General features: G+C 32.2%; 15 protein-coding genes. 13 read left to right on the top strand and 2 right to left on the bottom strand.

Features of this window, described 5'->3' with window-relative positions; translation table 11 throughout:
• The first annotated feature begins 5 nt into the window (after positions 1-5).
• The 7 genes from C1X07_RS05735 (at position 6) to purD (ending at position 8,624) form a co-directional block, all read left to right on the top strand.
• Positions 6-1,007 (top strand): NAD-dependent epimerase/dehydratase family protein, encoded by a 1,002-nt coding sequence (locus C1X07_RS05735; protein WP_103069032.1) that lies wholly within the window; start codon positions 6-8, stop codon positions 1,005-1,007.
• Positions 1,008-2,138, top strand: coding sequence for a glycosyltransferase (locus C1X07_RS05730; protein WP_103069031.1), 1,131 nt, complete (start codon positions 1,008-1,010; stop codon positions 2,136-2,138). It abuts the gene before it with no gap.
• The gene (locus C1X07_RS05725) at positions 2,135-3,448 is read left to right on the top strand and encodes a UDP-glucose dehydrogenase family protein (RefSeq protein ID WP_103069030.1); all 1,314 of its coding nucleotides are present in this window, start codon (positions 2,135-2,137) and stop codon (positions 3,446-3,448) included. The genes C1X07_RS05730 and C1X07_RS05725 overlap by 4 nt, the downstream gene beginning before the upstream one ends.
• A gap of 1 nt (position 3,449) precedes the next feature.
• On the top strand, positions 3,450-4,427 hold the full coding sequence (locus C1X07_RS05720; protein WP_103069029.1) for a UDP-glucuronic acid decarboxylase family protein: 978 nt from the start codon (positions 3,450-3,452) through the stop codon (positions 4,425-4,427).
• Between the two features lie 21 nt (positions 4,428-4,448).
• Positions 4,449-5,795 carry an exopolysaccharide biosynthesis polyprenyl glycosylphosphotransferase gene (locus C1X07_RS05715; protein ID WP_103069028.1) on the top strand — a complete coding sequence of 449 codons (1,347 nt, stop codon included), beginning with the start codon at positions 4,449-4,451 and terminating at the stop codon, positions 5,793-5,795.
• A 123-nt stretch (positions 5,796-5,918) separates the two neighbouring features.
• The gene (locus tag C1X07_RS05710) at positions 5,919-7,175 is read left to right on the top strand and encodes an O-antigen ligase family protein (protein ID WP_103069027.1); all 1,257 of its coding nucleotides are present in this window, start codon (positions 5,919-5,921) and stop codon (positions 7,173-7,175) included.
• 177 nt (positions 7,176-7,352) lie between these two features.
• Positions 7,353-8,624 carry a phosphoribosylamine--glycine ligase gene (gene purD, locus C1X07_RS05705; RefSeq protein WP_103069026.1) on the top strand — a complete coding sequence of 424 codons (1,272 nt, stop codon included), beginning with the start codon at positions 7,353-7,355 and terminating at the stop codon, positions 8,622-8,624.
• A gap of 90 nt (positions 8,625-8,714) precedes the next feature.
• Here purD and C1X07_RS05700 read toward each other — a convergent pair whose 3' ends face one another.
• Positions 8,715-8,945 carry a DUF6341 family protein gene (locus tag C1X07_RS05700; protein WP_103069025.1) on the bottom strand — a complete coding sequence of 77 codons (231 nt, stop codon included), beginning with the start codon at positions 8,943-8,945 and terminating at the stop codon, positions 8,715-8,717.
• A 187-nt stretch (positions 8,946-9,132) separates the two neighbouring features.
• Here C1X07_RS05700 and C1X07_RS05690 point away from each other — a divergent pair, with 187 nt between their 5' ends.
• From C1X07_RS05690 to C1X07_RS05680, 3 genes are all read left to right on the top strand, one after another.
• Positions 9,133-9,993: a DUF6427 family protein gene (locus C1X07_RS05690; protein WP_241507219.1), complete on the top strand. Its 861-nt coding sequence runs from the start codon at positions 9,133-9,135 to the stop codon at positions 9,991-9,993.
• A gap of 197 nt (positions 9,994-10,190) precedes the next feature.
• Entirely contained in the window at positions 10,191-10,799 is a 609-nt protein-coding gene (locus C1X07_RS05685) for a DUF4254 domain-containing protein (protein ID WP_103069022.1), read from the top strand.
• Complete coding sequence (locus C1X07_RS05680; protein ID WP_241507200.1) at positions 10,786-11,844, top strand: glycosyltransferase family 9 protein; 1,059 nt, start codon at positions 10,786-10,788, stop codon at positions 11,842-11,844. Before C1X07_RS05685 ends, C1X07_RS05680 begins: the two co-directional genes overlap by 14 nt.
• 36 nt (positions 11,845-11,880) lie before the next feature.
• Here the strand turns inward: C1X07_RS05680 and C1X07_RS05675 are convergent, their stop codons facing one another.
• The gene (locus tag C1X07_RS05675) at positions 11,881-12,933 is read right to left on the bottom strand and encodes a ferredoxin--NADP reductase (protein ID WP_103069020.1); all 1,053 of its coding nucleotides are present in this window, start codon (positions 12,931-12,933) and stop codon (positions 11,881-11,883) included.
• A gap of 221 nt (positions 12,934-13,154) precedes the next feature.
• On the opposite strand from C1X07_RS05675, the gene C1X07_RS05665 reads away from it, so the two are divergent.
• The 3 genes from C1X07_RS05665 to porW all read left to right on the top strand — a co-directional run bounded on the left by C1X07_RS05665 (position 13,155) and on the right by porW (position 18,414).
• Positions 13,155-14,627, top strand: coding sequence for a DUF5687 family protein (locus tag C1X07_RS05665; RefSeq protein WP_103069018.1), 1,473 nt, complete (start codon positions 13,155-13,157; stop codon positions 14,625-14,627).
• A gap of 5 nt (positions 14,628-14,632) precedes the next feature.
• A complete protein-coding gene (locus tag C1X07_RS05660; RefSeq protein WP_103069017.1) occupies positions 14,633-15,325 on the top strand; it encodes an ABC transporter ATP-binding protein in 693 nt (230 codons plus the stop codon).
• 449 nt (positions 15,326-15,774) lie between these two features.
• On the top strand, positions 15,775-18,414 hold the full coding sequence (porW, locus tag C1X07_RS05655; RefSeq protein WP_103069016.1) for a type IX secretion system periplasmic lipoprotein PorW/SprE: 2,640 nt from the start codon (positions 15,775-15,777) through the stop codon (positions 18,412-18,414).
• The last annotated feature ends 24 nt before the right edge of the window (positions 18,415-18,438 follow it).

The raw sequence follows: 18,438 nt of genomic DNA, 5'->3' as shown, positions 1-18,438 counted from the left end.
AGTTTATGAAAGGGGTTGCAATAATTTTTGGTGGTTCAGGATATATAGGAAGACATTTACTACAGGAACTACTTAATGAAAATCAATTCGACAGCTATATTATTGCAGATTTAAAGCCTCTAATAGGGTTTGATGATTATTTGAATCAAAAAGTTAAATATATTGCAGTTGATGTGAAGAAAAAAATAGATCTAGGGGTAGATTTACTAGGTTTTGATTCTGAAAAAAGCTGGATTTTTAATTTTGCCGCAATTCATAGAGAGCCAGGACACGAGTTTCAGGAATATTTTGACACAAATATCCCTGGTGCTGAAAACATCAATAATTTTGCCAGAGAGAACAAAATAGATAATATTTTTTTTACAAGTAGTATTGCCCCTTATGGTAGATCCTTGGATCAAAGAATTGAGTCTTCTCCTCTATATCCAGAAACTGCTTACGGAATATCAAAAGGGTTTGCCGAAAAAATTCATAAAGAGTGGTTAGCAGAAAATGATTCTAGAAGACTTATAATAGTTAGACCAAGTGTGATTTTTGGACCAAAGGATCCTGGTAATGTTTTTAGGATGATAAATGCTCTTAAAAAAGGGACTTTTGTACTGCCGAATGGGGGTAAGGTGATTAAAGCATATGGCTATGTTTATGGTTTGATAGATAGTATGTTATTTACAATCAAAAAGGAGGAAAGATTAATCGTTTATAATTATGCCGAAAACCCCGTAGTTCCACTAAATGAGATGGTAACGATAGCAAAAGATTATTTAGAAATTAAGAAGCCGACTTTAAAGTTACCAGTTAGTGTATTAGCAATTATTGCCTTTTTTGTTCAGATCCTTTTTACAATAATTGGAAAGAAATCAGATATTCACCCTGTAAGAGTAAAAAAGGCCGGTTTTCCTACTAATATAAAACCACAATACTTAATAGATAATGGTTTTGAGTTTAAATATGATTTTAGAAATGCCTTAAAGCATTGGAAATTAGTGTCGCAAGAAGATTTTGATTAAATGAAGGTAGCTATAGTACATTATTGGTTTGTTACAAGAAGAGGAGGAGAAAAGGTTGTAGAGGCAATTCTTAAAAAGTTTCCTGATGCAGATATTTATACATTATTCTATGATAAGGAGTCATATGGTAATCATTTAGAAGGGCATAAAGTATACACTTCTATACTAAATACGTCTTTTCTTAGAAAAAGATATCAAAAAATATTCCCATTGTATCCGATTGGAATTAAATCATTGAAATTAAAAGATGATTATGACTTGATAATATCTTCAGAGTCGGGACCAGCCAAAGGTATTTCAAACAAAAAGAATATTCCTCACGTTTGCTACATTCATTCCCCAATGAGGTATTGCTGGGGATATACAGAAGAGTATCTGCGGTCTGTAAATAAATTTTTAAGACCTATTCTTGCATTTTTTTTTGAAAGACTTAGGAGGTGGGATAAGACAACGATCGAAAATGTTGATTTATATGTAGCAAACTCAAAGAATGTAGCCAATAGAGTAAAGAAATTCTATAAAAGAGAAGCTGTAGTAGTTTACCCTCCCATTAGCGAAGATTTTTTTGAAAAGGAAACGTTTTCAAATCAAAAGAAAGAGTTTTATTTAAGTTTTGGTGCCATAACACCGTATAAAAGAATTGATTTATTAGTAGAAACATTCAATAGAAACGGAAAACCATTAATTATCATTGGTAATGGTTCTGAAAAAGAGTCTTTACAAAAAAAAGCCAATAACAATATAAAGTTTGAGGGGAATTTGTCATGGAAAGAGGTTGAAGCAATTTTTAGTAAAACAAAAGTTTTACTCTTTCCAGGAGAAGAGGATTTTGGTATGATTCCTTTGGAGGTCATGGCTTATGGTATTCCTGTAATTGCATATAAAAAAGGTGGGGCATTAGAAACAGTAGTTGAAAATAATGAAAATATAAATGAATCGTCTGGTATCTTTTTTGAAGAGCAAACAGTAGATTCGTTGAACAAAGCACTCTATAGGTTTGAGAGACATGAACATGCTTTTGATCCTTTTTGGATAAAGGAGCATGCAGAAAAGTTTAAAGAAGATGTTTTTATTAAAAAAATCATACAAGAAATAAACTCATTTATAAAAAACACTAATAAAAAGGCATGAAAATATCAGTAATAGGAACGGGGTATGTTGGGCTTGTAACTGGAACCTGTTTAGCAGAAACAGGAAATGAAGTTATCTGTGTGGATATAAATGAGCAAAAAGTCCAAAAAATGCGTGATGGCGAAATTCCTATATATGAACCACATCTTGATGTACTTTTTGATAGGAATATTAAAGCGGGAAGACTAAAGTTCTCTACTTCTCTAAAAGAAGGCCTAGACCATGCGGAGATTGTTTTTTTGGCATTGCCCACACCTGAAGATGAAGATGGCTCTGCAGACTTATCATATGTTCTTGGAGTTGCGGATGATATTGGGAAAATGATTGATGAATATAAAGTTATTGTAGATAAAAGTACTGTTCCTGTAGGAACAGCAGAAAAAGTGTATAAAACAATTGCAAAAAACACGACATGTGATTTTGATGTAGTTTCCAATCCAGAGTTTCTTAGGGAAGGTTTTGCCGTAGACGATTTTTTAAAGCCAGAAAGAATTGTAGTCGGCTCTAGTTCTGAAAGAGCAACTGAGCTGATGCAAAAGCTATATAAACCATTTGTTAGATCAGGTAATCCTATTATCATAATGGATGAGAAATCAGCAGAGCTTACCAAGTATGCTGCTAATTCTTTTCTTGCTGCTAAAATTACTTTTATGAACGAGATTGCAAATTATTGTGAGAAAGTTGGAGCTGACGTAGATGAGGTACGTAGAGGGATGGGAACAGACTCAAGGATAGGCAAGCGATTTTTATTCCCAGGTATTGGATATGGAGGTTCCTGTTTTCCGAAAGATGTGAAGGCATTATATAAATCAGGTAAGGAAGTGGATTATGATTTTCGAATTTTAAACTCTGTAATTGAAGTAAATCAAAAACAAAAAACTGCATTAATACCAAAAATTAACACATATTTTAATGGGGATTTAAAAAATAAAACTTTTGCTATCTGGGGGTTGGCATTTAAGCCAGAAACAGACGATATTCGAGAAGCGCCTTCTTTGTATGTTATTGATGAGTTATTGAATGCCGGTGCAAAAATTAGAGCATTTGATCCAGAAGCAATGGGTAATGTCGCTAAAAGGTATGACGATAGGATACTATTTTCAAAAACGATGTATGATGTGTTAGAAGAGGCAGATGCATTAATTATTTGTACGGAATGGAGTATTTTTAGAACTCCAGATTTTAAAAGAATCAAAGATAATCTTACTGATAATGTTATTTTTGATGGCAGGAATTTGTACGATGTTAATGATATAGAAAAGGAAAAAATTTCTTATTTCTCTATTGGAAGAAAAGATATAAAATTATAGAATGAAAAAAGTTTTAATAACTGGAGCTGCTGGTTTTTTAGGATCCCATCTTTGTGATCGTTTTATAAAAGAGGGGTTTCATGTGATTGGTATGGATAATCTAATCACTGGAGATATAAAGAATGTTGAGCATTTATTTAAATTAAAACAGTTTGAGTTTTATAACCACGATGTAACTAAGTTTGTTCATATTCCAGGAGAATTAGATTATATCTTACATTTTGCTTCACCGGCAAGCCCAATAGATTACCTTAAAATCCCTATTCAAACCCTTAAAGTTGGATCTTTGGGTACTCATAATTTGTTAGGATTAGCAAAAGAAAAAAAGGCAAGAATTTTAATAGCCTCTACAAGTGAGGTATATGGGGACCCATTAGTACACCCTCAAAACGAAGAATATTATGGTAATGTAAATACGATTGGTCCTCGAGGGGTATATGATGAAGCAAAACGTTTTCAAGAATCCATTACAATGGCCTATCATACATATCACGGTATTGAAACGAGAATTGTACGTATTTTTAATACCTATGGACCAAGAATGAGGTTAAATGACGGTCGTGTGGTTCCTGCGTTTATTGGTCAGGCATTGCGAGGTGAAGACTTAACTATTTTTGGAGATGGTTTACAGACTCGATCTTTTTGTTATGTTGATGATTTGATAGAAGGTATCTACAGGTTACTTTTTAGTGATTACGTCTATCCTGTTAATATTGGCAACCCAGATGAAATAACAATAAAAGATTTTGCAGAAGAAATCATAAAACTTACAGGAACTGATCAAAAAGTAATTTATAAAGATTTACCTGTTAATGATCCTTTACAACGACAACCCGATATTAGTAAAGCAAAGGAGGTTTTAGATTGGGAGCCTAATGTTTTTAGATCAGAAGGAATGAAATTAACCTTAGAATATTTTAAAGGGTTTTCTGAAAAGGAACTTTCTAAAAGTGATCATAGAGATTTTTTGAATAATTGATTTTGTAGAGATAACTATATAATGAGTAATAAAGGAGGAAGATATTCAGTCTATATAAATCCACTATTTTGTTTGGTAGATTTAATAATTTTGAATTTTACAACGGTATTGTTTCAAACAAACATAGATCAAAATCTTTTATTTTCAATTTATATTTCGGTTTTGTGGATTATTCTTTCTATCAAAAATAAGTTTTATGACATAAAACGATTTTCTAAAGTTGTCCATATTTTAGCTTCTTTAATTCGACAGTTTTTAATTTTCACACTTATTTTGTATGCCTTTATAGGCTTTTTTAAGCAACCTAATATTAGTCGATTTGAAATGGGAAAGTATCTCATTTCAGTAATTGGATTTATTACTTTTTTTAAATTTATATTTCTCTATTTGTTATCTAAGTATAGAGAAATATTGGGGGGTAATATCAGGCGAGTAGTGGTCATTGGAAATAACAAAAAAACTGATCAATTAATTAAAATTTTTAAGGACAAACCTGATTTTGGATATAAATTTCAAAAAAAATTCTGCGTAAGAGATAGTGACTTTGATTTAGAATCCTGTTTTAACTATGTAGTTGAAAACGGAATTGATGAGGTGTATTGCTCGATAGCAGAATTATCTAATAATCAACTAAGAGATATTGTTAATTTTACAGAGAATAATTTAAAAATTTTAAAGTTCATTCCGGATAATAAAGATATTTTCAGTAAAAAATTAATTTTTAATTATTATGAATATATACCGGTATTATCTTTTCGAGAGATCCCATTGGACTATTCAATAAATAAATTTACGAAGAGAACTTTTGACATTTTATTGTCGCTATTTGTTTTGGTAGGAATCCTCTCTTGGCTAACTCCATTAATAGCATTACTTATTCAATTAGAATCCCGGGGTCCTGTGTTTTTTAAACAACGCCGTAATGGGTTGGATTATAGAGAGTTTTATTGCTATAAGTATCGCTCTATGAAACCAAGTAAAAGCTCTAATCAAGCAACAAAGGGGGATGCAAGAGTTACTAAGGTCGGAAAATTTATTAGGAGAACTAGTATTGATGAGTTACCACAGTTTCTTAATGTTCTTAAAGGAGATATGTCTGTGGTAGGACCAAGACCTCATATGGTAAAACACAATGAAGAGTTTGCGCAAAGAGTGGATAAGTTTATGGTTCGCCACTTTGTAAAGCCTGGAATAACAGGATTGGCTCAAGTAAGTGGTTTTAGAGGAGAAATCGAAACCAATAAAGACATAATTAATCGAGTTAAGTATGATATTTTTTATGTCGAAAACTGGTCATTACTTCTAGATATAAAAATTACAGTTCTTACGGCTATCAATGCCATTAAAGGAGAAGAAAAGGCGTACTAAGAGTAGATTTGTTTCAAAAATAGGAGTCGCGAATCTTAGATGATCTATTAAATTATAGATTTTGGTGTTTTTAAAATTATAGAAAAAGTGCAACTTAGCAATATAATAAACAAAGCTTCAAGCATGTTTTATAAAGAAGATCATTGGGTTGTTATGACCTTTTGGAATTCACTATATATTGCTTTTTTTTTATTACCTCTAGGGATTAATCTTCCAACTCCTTTTTTTATAGTTTCTATTGTTTTTGGTATTGGAATGATGTTTAGACCCCAAAATAAATTTGTTTTGGATAAATCAGTATTGCTTTTTCCGCTCTATTTTATACTGATGTCTTTTAGCCTTATTTATACTGATAACCTTTTTGATGGGCTGAGTTTATTACAACGATCACTATCCTTGTTGTTGTTCCCGATAATCTTTTTGTTTGTTAAAGAAGATGCGGCTACAGTAAAAAGATTATTTGACTTTTTGTTAGTAGGATTAATTGTGTCTTTTTTTATAAATGTTTTTAATGCTACCAACAATTTGTTATGGTATGTGTTGGATCAACAGGAAACGACAGGATTGCTTTCTTTTCTAGAGAAAATTTCAAATGAGAGGTATCGTTTTTTTTCTGGATCAGAATTTTCTAAATTGGTTAATTCTAATTATGTTTCAATATATATATTATTGGTCTTGAGCTATTATCTAAAAAACAGATTAGAATCTAGTGGACAGGTGATAGTACTGGTCATTTTATTTCTTTACTTGTTTATATTGGCTTCAATTGCTGCATACCTTATTTTGGCTATTATGTCAATATTATTGATTTTTGATATTGCAGATAAAGGGAAAAAATATATAATGCTAATAGTCTTTTTGATGGGAGCAATTTTGTTCTTAAATAATCCTCGGGTATCTCATTTTTATTATAGAATTAAAGATTTCTGTAAGACAGTGGATTATAAAAGTGAGAGTACAGCTTCAGAGAAATCAAAATTACTGGCGTGGGATGCCAGTATCAAGTTAATCAAAAAAGCTCCCGTCTTAGGCTATGGAGTTGGTGATGCAAATGAAGCTTTAATGGCAGAATACAACGAGTTAAATTACAGATTAAACCATCAGAACAAATACAATTCGCATAACCAGTTTTTACAGACCTATTTGCAAACAGGGATTATGGGGTTTTGCATTTTGGTAGCCATCTTTGTTTTATTAGCAATGCGGATGAAAAGAAGTAGAAATGAGTTTTCAGTATTTCTTATCTTTTTCATTTCTCTTCTGTTTGAATCAATGCTGGTACGATTTAATGGTATTGTGTTTTTCTCTATTGTTATTCCATTACTATTAAAAAAGAGAAGTATTTTGAGTAGTAGAATTATTAGAAACCTTCCTAAATGAAGGCATTATAAAAGTTGAATTCATCCTAATTATTGCTTCTTTAAATGAAATATGGCAGATTTCTATATGCACCTGATAAATGGCTTAAAACATCTATTACGTTTTATAAAAAACTATTAGTAATACAATTAGGAATGAACTATTTTTGATGCCTTAGAAATTAAGTTATATTAAATCATGAATATATTAGTACTTGGATCCGGAGGAAGAGAACATACATTTGCCTATAAAATTGTACAGAGTAAGCTCTGTGATACTTTATTTGTAGCGCCTGGCAATGCAGGGACAGAAAATATAGCGACTAATGTACCTATTGCGGTAACAGATTTTTCTGCTATTAAGGAACTGGTTTTAAAGGAAAATATTGAGATGGTAGTTGTGGGACCCGAAGATCCTTTGGTGATGGGAATTAGTGATTTCTTTTTATCAGATGACCAATTAAAAAATGTCATTGTTGTTGGTCCATCCAAAGAAGGAGCAAAGTTAGAAGGAAGTAAAGAATATGCCAAAGAGTTTTTATTAAGACATGATATTCCAACTGCAGCTTATCAAAGTTTTACTGAAGCAAGTGTTAATGAAGGAAAACAGTTTTTAGAAACCTTACAAGCTCCATATGTATTAAAAGCAGATGGTTTGGCAGCAGGAAAAGGAGTTTTAATTCTTCAGGATATCGATGAAGCGAAAGAAGAATTGGAAAACATGCTCACCAATAAGAAATTTGGAGTAGCAAGCGAGAAAGTAGTAATAGAAGAGTTTCTTGATGGTATAGAACTTAGCATTTTTGTACTTACAGATGGTAAAAATTATTTGACATTGCCAACAGCAAAAGATTATAAACGTATAGGAGAAGGGGATACAGGATTAAATACTGGAGGTATGGGAGCCATCTCACCAGTTCCTTTTGCCGATGACGTATTTATGACAAAGATTGAGAAGCAAATCATAAAGCCCACAGTAGATGGTCTTGCAAAAGAAAACATCGATTATAAGGGCTTTATTTTTATTGGATTGATAAAAGTAGGGGATGATCCAAAAGTAATCGAATATAACGTCCGTATGGGCGATCCTGAGACTGAAGCTGTATTGCCAAGAGTAAAGACTGATTTGGTAGAGCTCTTTAAGCATGTTGGAGCACAAACATTGGACACTATAGATATTGAGTTAGATGAAAGAAGTGCTGCAACTATAATGACTGTTTCTGGTGGATATCCTGAAGGATACGAAAAAGGAAAAGAAATTACAGGAATAAATTCTATCTCAGAATCTATAGTTTTTCATGCAGGAACAAAATCTGAAAACAATAAAGTGGTAACTAATGGAGGTAGAGTAATTGCGGTAACTTCATTTGATGAAGATTTTAGACAAGCCCTTAAAAAGTCATACGAAAGTATCGAAAAACTAAACTTTGATAAAATGTACTATAGAAAAGATTTGGGGTTTGATTTGTAAAGAAAATCCTTGATTTTATGAGTATTCATAAAAAATCCGGTAACTATTACAGTTACCGGATTTTTTATATTTCAATTTTACTAAAGCACTTTAGTTTAAAAACGAATGCGCCGTAGGATCTCTGTTTTCTTCATCATTGTCATTGTATTCTTTTAGTTTTTTCATCCAGTAAAAAAAGGCTAAAAAACCAACGAGCATAAATAACCAGTTTAAGATGTTGGCGCCAGTCCAGCTTTCTAGTTCCATAGCTCTTAGAGCGTCCATAGGAGCAAACAGTATATCAACAAAAAGAGATTGTATCGCTTCAAAAAATTCTTTCATAATTATGTTTCTATATTTTCTTAATCAGAAGTTTAAAGTAAAAAACTAAAAACTTTTTATAAATTAGTTCTATGGTAAATAAAAACAATACAGCATATTGTTCGGTGCAAAAATATAAAAAATAGTAGTGTTATCAAGCTTTTTTACTAAATCAAAACCCATTAATTATATTGTGGTAGCATTATATATGGGAATCCTCTTTGGAATTGCCCATTTTAAAAAAGGGTTTGTGCTCGAGAGTGGGTATATTCTTTTGGTTATGCTGAGCATTTTTTTATATGTTTTGCCTATGCTTGCGCTTAATTTTGTTGCCTTAAAAAATAATCTTACGAATAAAGGCACTTTTACAATACTTCTGTATGCCTTTTTAACTTCAGTTTTACCTAACTCTTTAATAAGTTTTCCTGTTTTATTATCCAATGTATTTGTGCTTTTTGCACTGCACAACATACTACATATGAGAAATGAGAAACATATCAAAGCTAAAATTCTTAATGCAGCAATATGTATTGGTTTAGCTTCATTGGCTTATTTTTGGAGTATAGGATTTATTCTTCTGGTGTTTTTAGGGATATTGTATTTTGATGCTAAAAACTATAGAAACTGGTTTATTCCTTTTATAGGTATCGGTACAGTTTATGTATTTGCTAATTGCTTTACCCTTTTTTTTTATGATTCGTTTTTTAGATTCACAGCCTATGTAGACCCTATCTCATTTTCGTTTCAGGGGTATTTGATAAAAGAGCAGTTTTTTTCTGTAGGAATATTATCTATTTGTACCGTGTTTTTTTTCTCGGTTTACCTTGTTAAGTTTGGTAGAAAAACTGCAAATACTAAACCAATATTGAGAATTGTTATTGCTTATCTAATTGTAGCTATTGGTATAGCGATCATTGCCCCTGGGAAAAACACATCAGAGCTTTTTTTTATGGCTACACCTTTAGCCCTGATTGGAACTACCTATTTTGAAATGAGTCATCATCGATTGGCAAAAGAAATAAATGTTTGGGTATTCATATTGATTCCATTTATCATCTTACTATTTTAGTTAATTCGGAATACGTTATTATATATCAAATACTATTACAAAATATAATACCTTTGCACCTGCCAGAAAGGATACAAAGAGATTGAGGAAAGCACTGGGTAAGGGTTCTAAAACGTCATAAAATTAAAACTACCCAAAATCTAATGTATTTGGCAGCTATAGAATACAATTATACATTTTGAAAAATAATAATGAACATGTTTACTGATAAAGCAAATTCGATTTTTAAAGAAGTTATAGAAAAATACCACGTGATTGATCGTGTTGATCAAGAGTTCTCGAACCCATATGATAGTAAATCACAGGTCTTAGAACATTTACTATATCGCAAATGCTGGATTGATACTGTACAATGGCATTATGAAGATATTATACGTGATCCAGAAATTGACCCTGTTGCAGCATTAAAGTTAAAAAGACAGATAGATGCGTCTAATCAAGATCGAACAGATATGGTAGAATACATCGATAGCTATTTTTTAGAAGAGTATAAAAATGTATCACCAAAATCAGATGCTACTATAAATACCGAAAGTCCTGCATGGGGTGTGGATAGATTATCCATATTAGCCTTAAAGGTATATCATATGCATGTAGAGACGATACGTGAAGGAGCCACAGATGCTCATAAAAGTGCTTGTCAAAAGAAACTGAATGTATTGCTTGAGCAAAGAGTCGATTTATCTACAGCGATAGATACACTTCTCAAGGATATTGAGAATGGTGATAAATATATGAAAGTATATAAACAAATGAAGATGTATAATGATGATGAATTAAATCCCGTATTGCGTGGAGGTAAGTAATATTAGGGCAATAGACAAAACTGAAACAAACGTTCTGGTCATTCGACTTTCTGCTATGGGGGATATTGGAATGACCGTTCCTGTTCTTAGAACCTTCAGAGCTACTTATCCTAATGTAAAACTGACCGTACTCACTAGAAAGTTTTTTGAGCCTATTTTTTCGGATATTGATAACCTCGAAGTGTATTATGCCGATGTAGAAAAAACACACAAAGGGTTTTTGGGACTTATTCGATTGGCTAACGAATTAAGTAAGTTTGGAATAGATGCTGTTGCAGATTTACATAATGTATTACGTACCAATGTGCTAAAGAGATTTTTTGCGTTAAGAGGAATAAAAGTTTTTCAGGTAGATAAAGGCAGAGCAGAAAAAAAGGCACTGACTAGGGCAAAGAATAAAGCATTTAAACAACTAAAAACTACACATCAACGATATGCTGATGTATTTGAAAAATTAGGATATCCGATTGATCTTACTACGCATACTTTTCCTGAGAAACAACCATTAACACCCAATATCATTTCGTTAACTCAGAATTCAGCAAAAAAATGGCTCGGCATCGCTCCTTTTGCACAATATGAGAGTAAGTCTTATCCATTGGAGTTAATGGTTGAGGTAATTGAAGCTTTGGATAAAGACGATCATTTTGAAATTTTTCTTTTCGGAGGAGGAAAGCGTGAAGGAGATATACTTAATAATATAGCAAGTAAGTACAAAAATGTAACCACAGTAGTGGGTAAACTATCTTTTGAAGACGAATTAAAGCTAATAGGTAATCTAGATGCGATGTTATCCATGGATAGTGGGAATGCACATCTTGCAGCAATGTACGGGGTGCCAACCATAACCCTGTGGGGAGTAACACATCCTTTCGCAGGGTTTTTGCCTTTTGGGCAGCCTATAGAAAACGCAATTTTGCCAAACATGGCAAAATACGATCAGATTCCTACATCTATTTATGGCAATAAGGTTCCTGAAGGTTACGAAAAAGTAATGTATTCCATTGATCCAAAAACAGTAGTAGACGCCATTAATAATTTATAGGCTATTCTCTTCTTGTCAATTTAGCTGTTTGGGATTTTAAACATCGTCAAAATCAACAGTAATAGATGTTGAGGTTGGATGCGCCATACAAGCCAAAACCAATCCCTCTGCAATTTCCCCATCAGTAAGAATACTATTCTTTTCCATTACTGCATTACCTTCTGTAATTTTGCAAATACAAGAACTACATACTCCACCCTGGCAGGAATAGGGAGCATCAATATCTTGGCCAAGTGTAGCATCAAGAATAGTCTTTTTCTGATCCATAACAAAGTTAAACTCTTCGTCGTCGACAAGAACTTTAACAGTACTCTGCCCATCAAGATCTTCATTCAATTCAGTTTCACTAGTACTACTAGTAAATAGCTCAAAATGAATGGCACTTTTTTCGATACCATTTTCTAGTAAAATCTCAGTTACAGTATTGATCATTTCTTCGGGACCACACAGATAAAAAGCTTTAAAAGAAGTGTTTTTAAACTTATTCTTTAGTATATAATTTACTATTGGTTTTTCAATTCTGCCAAAATGAGCATTATCCTCTTGACTTCTACTATATACATATTCAATAAATAAACGATCTGAATATTTCGCTTGTAACGCTAACAATTCATTATGAAAAATAGTTTCCTCTGGAGTTTTATTTCCATATACAAGTACAAAATTGCTGCTAGGTTCATCTTCCATCACAGCTTTAATCATACTCATTACTGGGGTGATACCACTACCAGCCACAAAAGCAGCATAAGTGTTGTTTGCTTTAGGGTCGGTAGTAAGTGAAAAATTTCCTTCTGGTGGATGTACTTCTAATACATCATTATCTTTTAGTTGGTTATTAGCAATGACAGAAAAAGTGCCATCAGGGATTTCTTTAATAGCCACTTTAAGTATGCCGCTTTTGGGAGCACTACAAATAGAATATGCTCTACGAATTTCTTTACCGTCTACTTTGGTTTTTATAGTTATATATTGCCCAGGTATAAAAGAATAGGTGTTCTGTAATGCCGAAGGCACATCAAATTCTATAGAAACTGCCATTGGAGTCTCTCGGGTAATATGTTTTATAGATAGTTTATAGAAATCTGGCATTGCACTTTTTTTGGCAAAAATAGTAAATGCAATAAAAGCAGGTGTGTTTTATGATAAAATTATTACTGAAACCCTCGCTCGAAAAGGTGTAAATCATAAAATAAACGAAAATACATGTAATATACCTTTTCAGGAGATAAAGAATTGGATCGATTATCATTTTGTTTGTAACAAAATCCAGATTTTGATTACTAAATAGTATAAACACATATACTTATATTATGTTTAAACATTTCATTACGTTACAATGGAAATCTTTCTGGAGATCTGCTTCTCTAACATCAGGATTGTTTATGAAGTTGTTTATGGGGTTCTGGGCACTATGGTTTATTGTTATGATGGCTTTTGGTGGCATTGGAGCTTTTTTCTTTATTAAAGAAAAACTTAATCTGGATCCCTTTGAAACGGTTAACAGGTTTTTAATCTATTGGTTGGTATTTGATTTATTGTTTAGATATGCTTTGCAAAAAATGCCAGTTATCAATATTAAGCCTCTATTGACACTTCCTTTTAAGAAAAAGAAAATAGTCTCTTTTGCTTTTGGGAAAACGATATTTTCTTTTTTTAACATCGTTCATGTTTTCTTTTTTATCCCGTTTTCGATAGTATTAATTCAAAACGGTCATTCAGTTTTTAATGTTGTCTTATGGAATATAGGTCTGACCGCATTAGTATACTGTAATAACTTTTTGAATATTATTTTAAACAAAAAAGATAATCTTATTTTTTTAATAGGTGGTATTATAACAACTTTGGGAGGACTGCAATATCTAGAATATTTTGACGCCACTGCGTATACCGCTCCTTTCTTCATAGGGTTATATGATGTATCTTTTTGGACAATAATTCCTGTAGTAGTATTGCTTTTATTGATTTTTATATCGTTTCGGTCTTTTGTAAATGATTTGTATTTGGATGCAGGTTTGGCTAGTAAAGTAAAAAGCATAAAAACTGAAAACCTGGAGTGGTTAGATAGGTTTGGTAAGTTATCAACCTTTCTTAAAAATGACATAAAATTGATAAAAAGGAACAAAAGAGCTAGATCTACGGTTTTAGTTAGTGTTTTGTTTTTGTTCTATGGGCTGCTGTTTTTTCCGGGTTGGGTCGATAGTTATGAAGGGCCTGTTTGGCAGATTTTTGCAGCAATTTTTGTTACCGGCGGTTTCTTATTAAGTTTTGGACAGTTTGTACCAAGTTGGGATAGTTCTTATTACCCATTAATGATGAGTCAAAATATTAAGTATAAAGAATACTTGTCTTCAAAATGGTTATTAATGGTTATCGCTACATTGATCTCTACTGTATTAGCATCTGGATATTTGTTTTTTGGTTGGGAAGTATACCTAGCCATTATAGTTGGCGCAATATATAATATAGGAGTAAACTCTCATATCGTGTTATGGGCAGGAGCTTATGTAAAAACACCTATTGATTTGACTAGTAATAAGAAAGCCTTTGGGGATAAACAAGCATTTAATGCAAAAACTTTGATGCTATCATTGCCAAAAATGGCTTTACCAATGATATTGTATGCTATAGGCCATTACAGTTATGATCCTTATGCAGGATATGCTCTTGTGGCTATTACAGGGATTGCAGGATTTGCATTTAAAGATGTTGTTTTTAATAAAATTGAACGCATCTATAAAACAGAAAAATATAAAACAATAGCAGCATACAAACAAACAAAATAGAAATAATGATAGGTATACATAATCTTACAAAAACATATAAAGGTAGTACAGTTCTTAATATTGAACATCTTGAAATACAAAAAGGCGATAGTTTGGGGCTTGTTGGTAATAATGGAGCAGGAAAAACAACATTATTTAGTGCTATATTAGATCTTATTCAACCTACCACAGGGTATATTAATAATAATGGGATTAAGGTTAATGAAAGTGAAGAATGGAAATCGATCACTTCTGCGTTTATTGATGAGACATTCTTAATCGGATATTTGACAGCAGAAGAGTACTTTTATTTTATAGGAGAACTTCGAGGGCAAAATAAAGCAGATGTTGATGCAGTATTATCTCAGTTTGAAGATTTTTTCCATGATGAGATTTTAGGGCAAAAAAAATACCTTAGAGATCTTTCGAAAGGAAATCAAAAAAAAGCGGGTATTGTAGCTGCACTTATTGGTAATCCTGAAGTGATTATTCTTGATGAGCCATTTGCAAATTTGGATCCGACGACCCAAATACGATTAAAGAAAATAATTAAAGAACTGTCTGCTGATCCCGATGTAACCGTTTTGGTGTCTAGCCATGATCTTATGCATGTTACAGAAGTATGTGATCGAATTGTGGTATTGGATAAAGGGGAGGTGGTTAAAGATCTTTTGACATCAGAAGAAACTCTTAATGAATTAGAAGCGCATTTTAGCTAATATACTTTACCAACTTGCCAAAAGAAGAGTATTGGTAAAAAACTATAGTTGTATTCCGTGTTTGTTTTTTGAAAATGAATTGTAATAATCAATCTACTTCCTGGACATATTCTCGATATTGTTCTCTCGCCCAACCTTGGCATGTCCCTTTTACAGGGCATAGCTTTTGTGTAATATACAAGGATAATTACTATTCTTAACTATGTCACGACAACAATTTACAAATACGTTGAATTCTATTTTTTTATTGATAAAATAAAAAAATAGGTTTTCTAATGCTGATTGGAGGAAATAACACAGTAAAACGATGTTCAGGTTAGAGAAATATATAGTAACAATCTGTTTTTTAATGAAAGAAATGTATTTTTACAACGAGCATTCTATTTTTATGCTAGTCTAACACACTAAAAAGGAAGTTTTTTAGTTATCACATTATTAAATTATCTGATTTGGGCAGAAAAATATCAAAAATCACTATAGTCCTGATATTGGCTATTATAGGGTTTGCTTGTTCTAGAAAAAAGGACAAGTTTGTAAATCGTGCATGGCATGATGTTACTACAAAAAATAACACCTTATACAATGGTAGATTAGCCTTTGATACAGGTAAAGAAGATATCATTCAATCTTATAAAGATAACTTTTGGGAGCTACTGCCTATAGAAAGAATGATTGTAAGTGAAGATGTTCGACTTCCTAACGAAGTTCTTAATAAAAACTTTGATAGAGCTGAAGAAAAGGCAGTAAAAGCAATACAAAAGCACAGCATGTTAATCGATGGTAAGGAACGTAATCCTAAAATTGATGAAGCATTTTTGTTATTAGGTAAAGCACGTTATTTTGAACAACGTTTTGTGCCAGCGCTCGAAGCATTTAATTACATCTTGTATAAATATCCTTCTAGTAATACAATTAATCATGCTAAGGTATGGAAAGCAAAGACTAATCTTCGTTTAGATAATAATGAAAAAGCTATCGAAGATTTAACCAGAATGATTGAGCAAGAATATATGAAACCTCAGGATTATGCAGATGCATTAGCAATGATGGCTCAGGCGTGTGTTAATCTGAAGAAAAAAGACTCTGCTGTTACTTATATAACTAAAGCAGCAATTCATACTCAAAAGAATGAAGAAAAAGGAAGATACCTATATATAAAAGGGCAGTTGCTAAATCAATTAGGCTATAAAGATAGTGCTAATTACGCTTTTGATCAGGTAATAGATTTGAATAGAAGAGCACCTAGAAGATATATGATGAATGCCTATATGGCTAAAGCCCGAAATTTTGAGTATAATAAAGGAAATAACGAGGAGTTTTTAGAATTATTAACTGATCTTGAAGAAAATCGAGAAAATAGACCTTTTTTAGATAAAATATACAATCAAAAAGCAGTGTATTTTAAAACTTTGGATTCAATTGATTTGGCAGTGGATTATTATAATAAATCTTTGCGAACCAAATCCGAAGATAAATATTTAGAATCTCTAAACTATTATACATTAGGAGATATAAGTTTTGATAGGAAAGAGTATGCCGTTTCTGGAGCGTATTATGATAGCACGCTTCAACGAATGATCGTTGACTCAAAAAGATATAGAGTATTAAAGAAAAAAAGAGATAATCTGGATGACGTGATTTTGTATGAAGGTATTGCCAACACAAATGACAGCATTTTGACAGTCTTTGCTATGTCACCAGATGATAGACTTGCTTATTATACTACGTATACCAATGGTCTAAAAGAAAAAGCAATAGCTGCAGAAAAAGCAGAAGAAATTGCTAGGATAAAAGAAGGTTTACCCACCGAACAAAGGTTTAAGCAACCTGGTTCTGGTTTTGGAAAGAACAATAACAATGCTGAGGCAAAGGGAGGTCCTTTTTACTTTTATAATCAAACCACTGTAGCCTATGGCAAAACCAGTTTTAAAAGAACATATGGCAACAGAGAATTAGAAGATAACTGGAGAGTGTCTAGTATTTCGAACCCGAATGCAGTTTCTGCTATTGAAGAGAAAAAGGAGGAGAAGTATTCTATTGATACAGACCCAACATTCGATCCGCAAACTTATATTGCTCAATTACCAACTGATCCTGCCTCAATCGATAGCTTAGAGACGGATAGAAATTTTGCTTATTATCAATTAGGAGTTATTTATAAAGAAAAATTCCAAGAATATGATCTAGCTATTGATAAGTTCGAGAGCTTGCTTCAGAATAGTCCAGAAGAACGTTTGGTTATTCCATCAAAATATAATCTCTATAAAATTTATTTGGTTCAGGGTAATTCTTCAAAATCTAATGCATTAATGCAAGACATTATCAATAACCATACAGATTCTAGATATGCTAAGATTCTTCAAAATCCGGATGAAGCATTAAAAGATGATCAGAACAGTCCTAAATCAATCTATAATAAATTATATAAAGGCTTTCAGGATCAAAAATATGCTTCTGTTATCAAAGAAAGTGATGAGATGATCGTTAAATTTGGAGGAGATGAAGATTTTTTACCCAAATTTGAATTACTAAAGGCTCAGGCAATTGGACGGTTTAGGGGCTTTAATGCATATAAGGAAGCACTAAATTATGTGTCTCTTAATTACCCTCAGAGTCCCGAAGGGAAAAAAGCTCAAATGATTTATCAAGTCACTATTCCTCAAATAGAAAATGATAGGTTTTTAACCGGTTTAGAAGAAGAAAAGAATCACAAGGTGATTTATCCTTTTTCTACCTTTGGAGATAATCAGGCACAAGGTTTAAAAGAACATGTTCAGGCAATTATAGAGGAGCTGCGATATGATAAGATGAAAGTTTCTTTAGATAAGTATAATAAAGATCAACAATTTGTAGTTGTACATACAAAAGGTAGCAAATTAGCTGCAGAAGGTTTGGCAGAACTTCTATCTTTGGGTAGAACTGAAGATACCCGAGGGGTTGATTTAACGAAATGGAATAGAAAAAAGAAATATTATAAAAAGGTTGATGCAACATTTTTTATTATTGCATCACCTAATTATCGAATTCTTCAGATTCACAAAAATTTGGAGGAATATAAACCAGTAGAAACACAATTAGAAACGGAATAATTTAATCCCCCTTAATATTTTATA

The organism is Aquimarina sediminis (assembly GCF_002895435.1).
Taxonomy (GTDB): Bacteria; Bacteroidota; Bacteroidia; order Flavobacteriales; family Flavobacteriaceae; genus Aquimarina; species Aquimarina sediminis.
Note: the sequence above shows the minus strand (reverse complement) of the source record. Positions and strands in the feature narration are given on the sequence as shown.

What these genes read in the sequence shown, in the direction of transcription:
- C1X07_RS05715 (WP_103069028.1), top strand. Translation starts at nt 4,449, where the DNA reads ATGAGTAATAAAGGAGGAAGATATTCAGTCTATATAAATCCACTATTT.
- C1X07_RS05660 (WP_103069017.1), top strand. Translation starts at nt 14,633, where the DNA reads ATGATAGGTATACATAATCTTACAAAAACATATAAAGGTAGTACAGTT.
- C1X07_RS05735 (WP_103069032.1), top strand. Translation starts at nt 6, where the DNA reads ATGAAAGGGGTTGCAATAATTTTTGGTGGTTCAGGATATATAGGAAGA.
- C1X07_RS05720 (WP_103069029.1), top strand. Translation starts at nt 3,450, where the DNA reads ATGAAAAAAGTTTTAATAACTGGAGCTGCTGGTTTTTTAGGATCCCAT.
- C1X07_RS05665 (WP_103069018.1), top strand. Translation starts at nt 13,155, where the DNA reads ATGTTTAAACATTTCATTACGTTACAATGGAAATCTTTCTGGAGATCT.
- C1X07_RS05710 (WP_103069027.1), top strand. Translation starts at nt 5,919, where the DNA reads ATGTTTTATAAAGAAGATCATTGGGTTGTTATGACCTTTTGGAATTCA.
- purD (WP_103069026.1), top strand. Translation starts at nt 7,353, where the DNA reads ATGAATATATTAGTACTTGGATCCGGAGGAAGAGAACATACATTTGCC.
- C1X07_RS05675 (WP_103069020.1), bottom strand. Translation starts at nt 12,933, where the DNA reads ATGCCAGATTTCTATAAACTATCTATAAAACATATTACCCGAGAGACT.
- C1X07_RS05730 (WP_103069031.1), top strand. Translation starts at nt 1,008, where the DNA reads ATGAAGGTAGCTATAGTACATTATTGGTTTGTTACAAGAAGAGGAGGA.
- C1X07_RS05700 (WP_103069025.1), bottom strand. Translation starts at nt 8,945, where the DNA reads ATGAAAGAATTTTTTGAAGCGATACAATCTCTTTTTGTTGATATACTG.
- C1X07_RS05725 (WP_103069030.1), top strand. Translation starts at nt 2,135, where the DNA reads ATGAAAATATCAGTAATAGGAACGGGGTATGTTGGGCTTGTAACTGGA.
- C1X07_RS05690 (WP_241507219.1), top strand. Translation starts at nt 9,133, where the DNA reads ATGGGAATCCTCTTTGGAATTGCCCATTTTAAAAAAGGGTTTGTGCTC.
- C1X07_RS05685 (WP_103069022.1), top strand. Translation starts at nt 10,191, where the DNA reads ATGTTTACTGATAAAGCAAATTCGATTTTTAAAGAAGTTATAGAAAAA.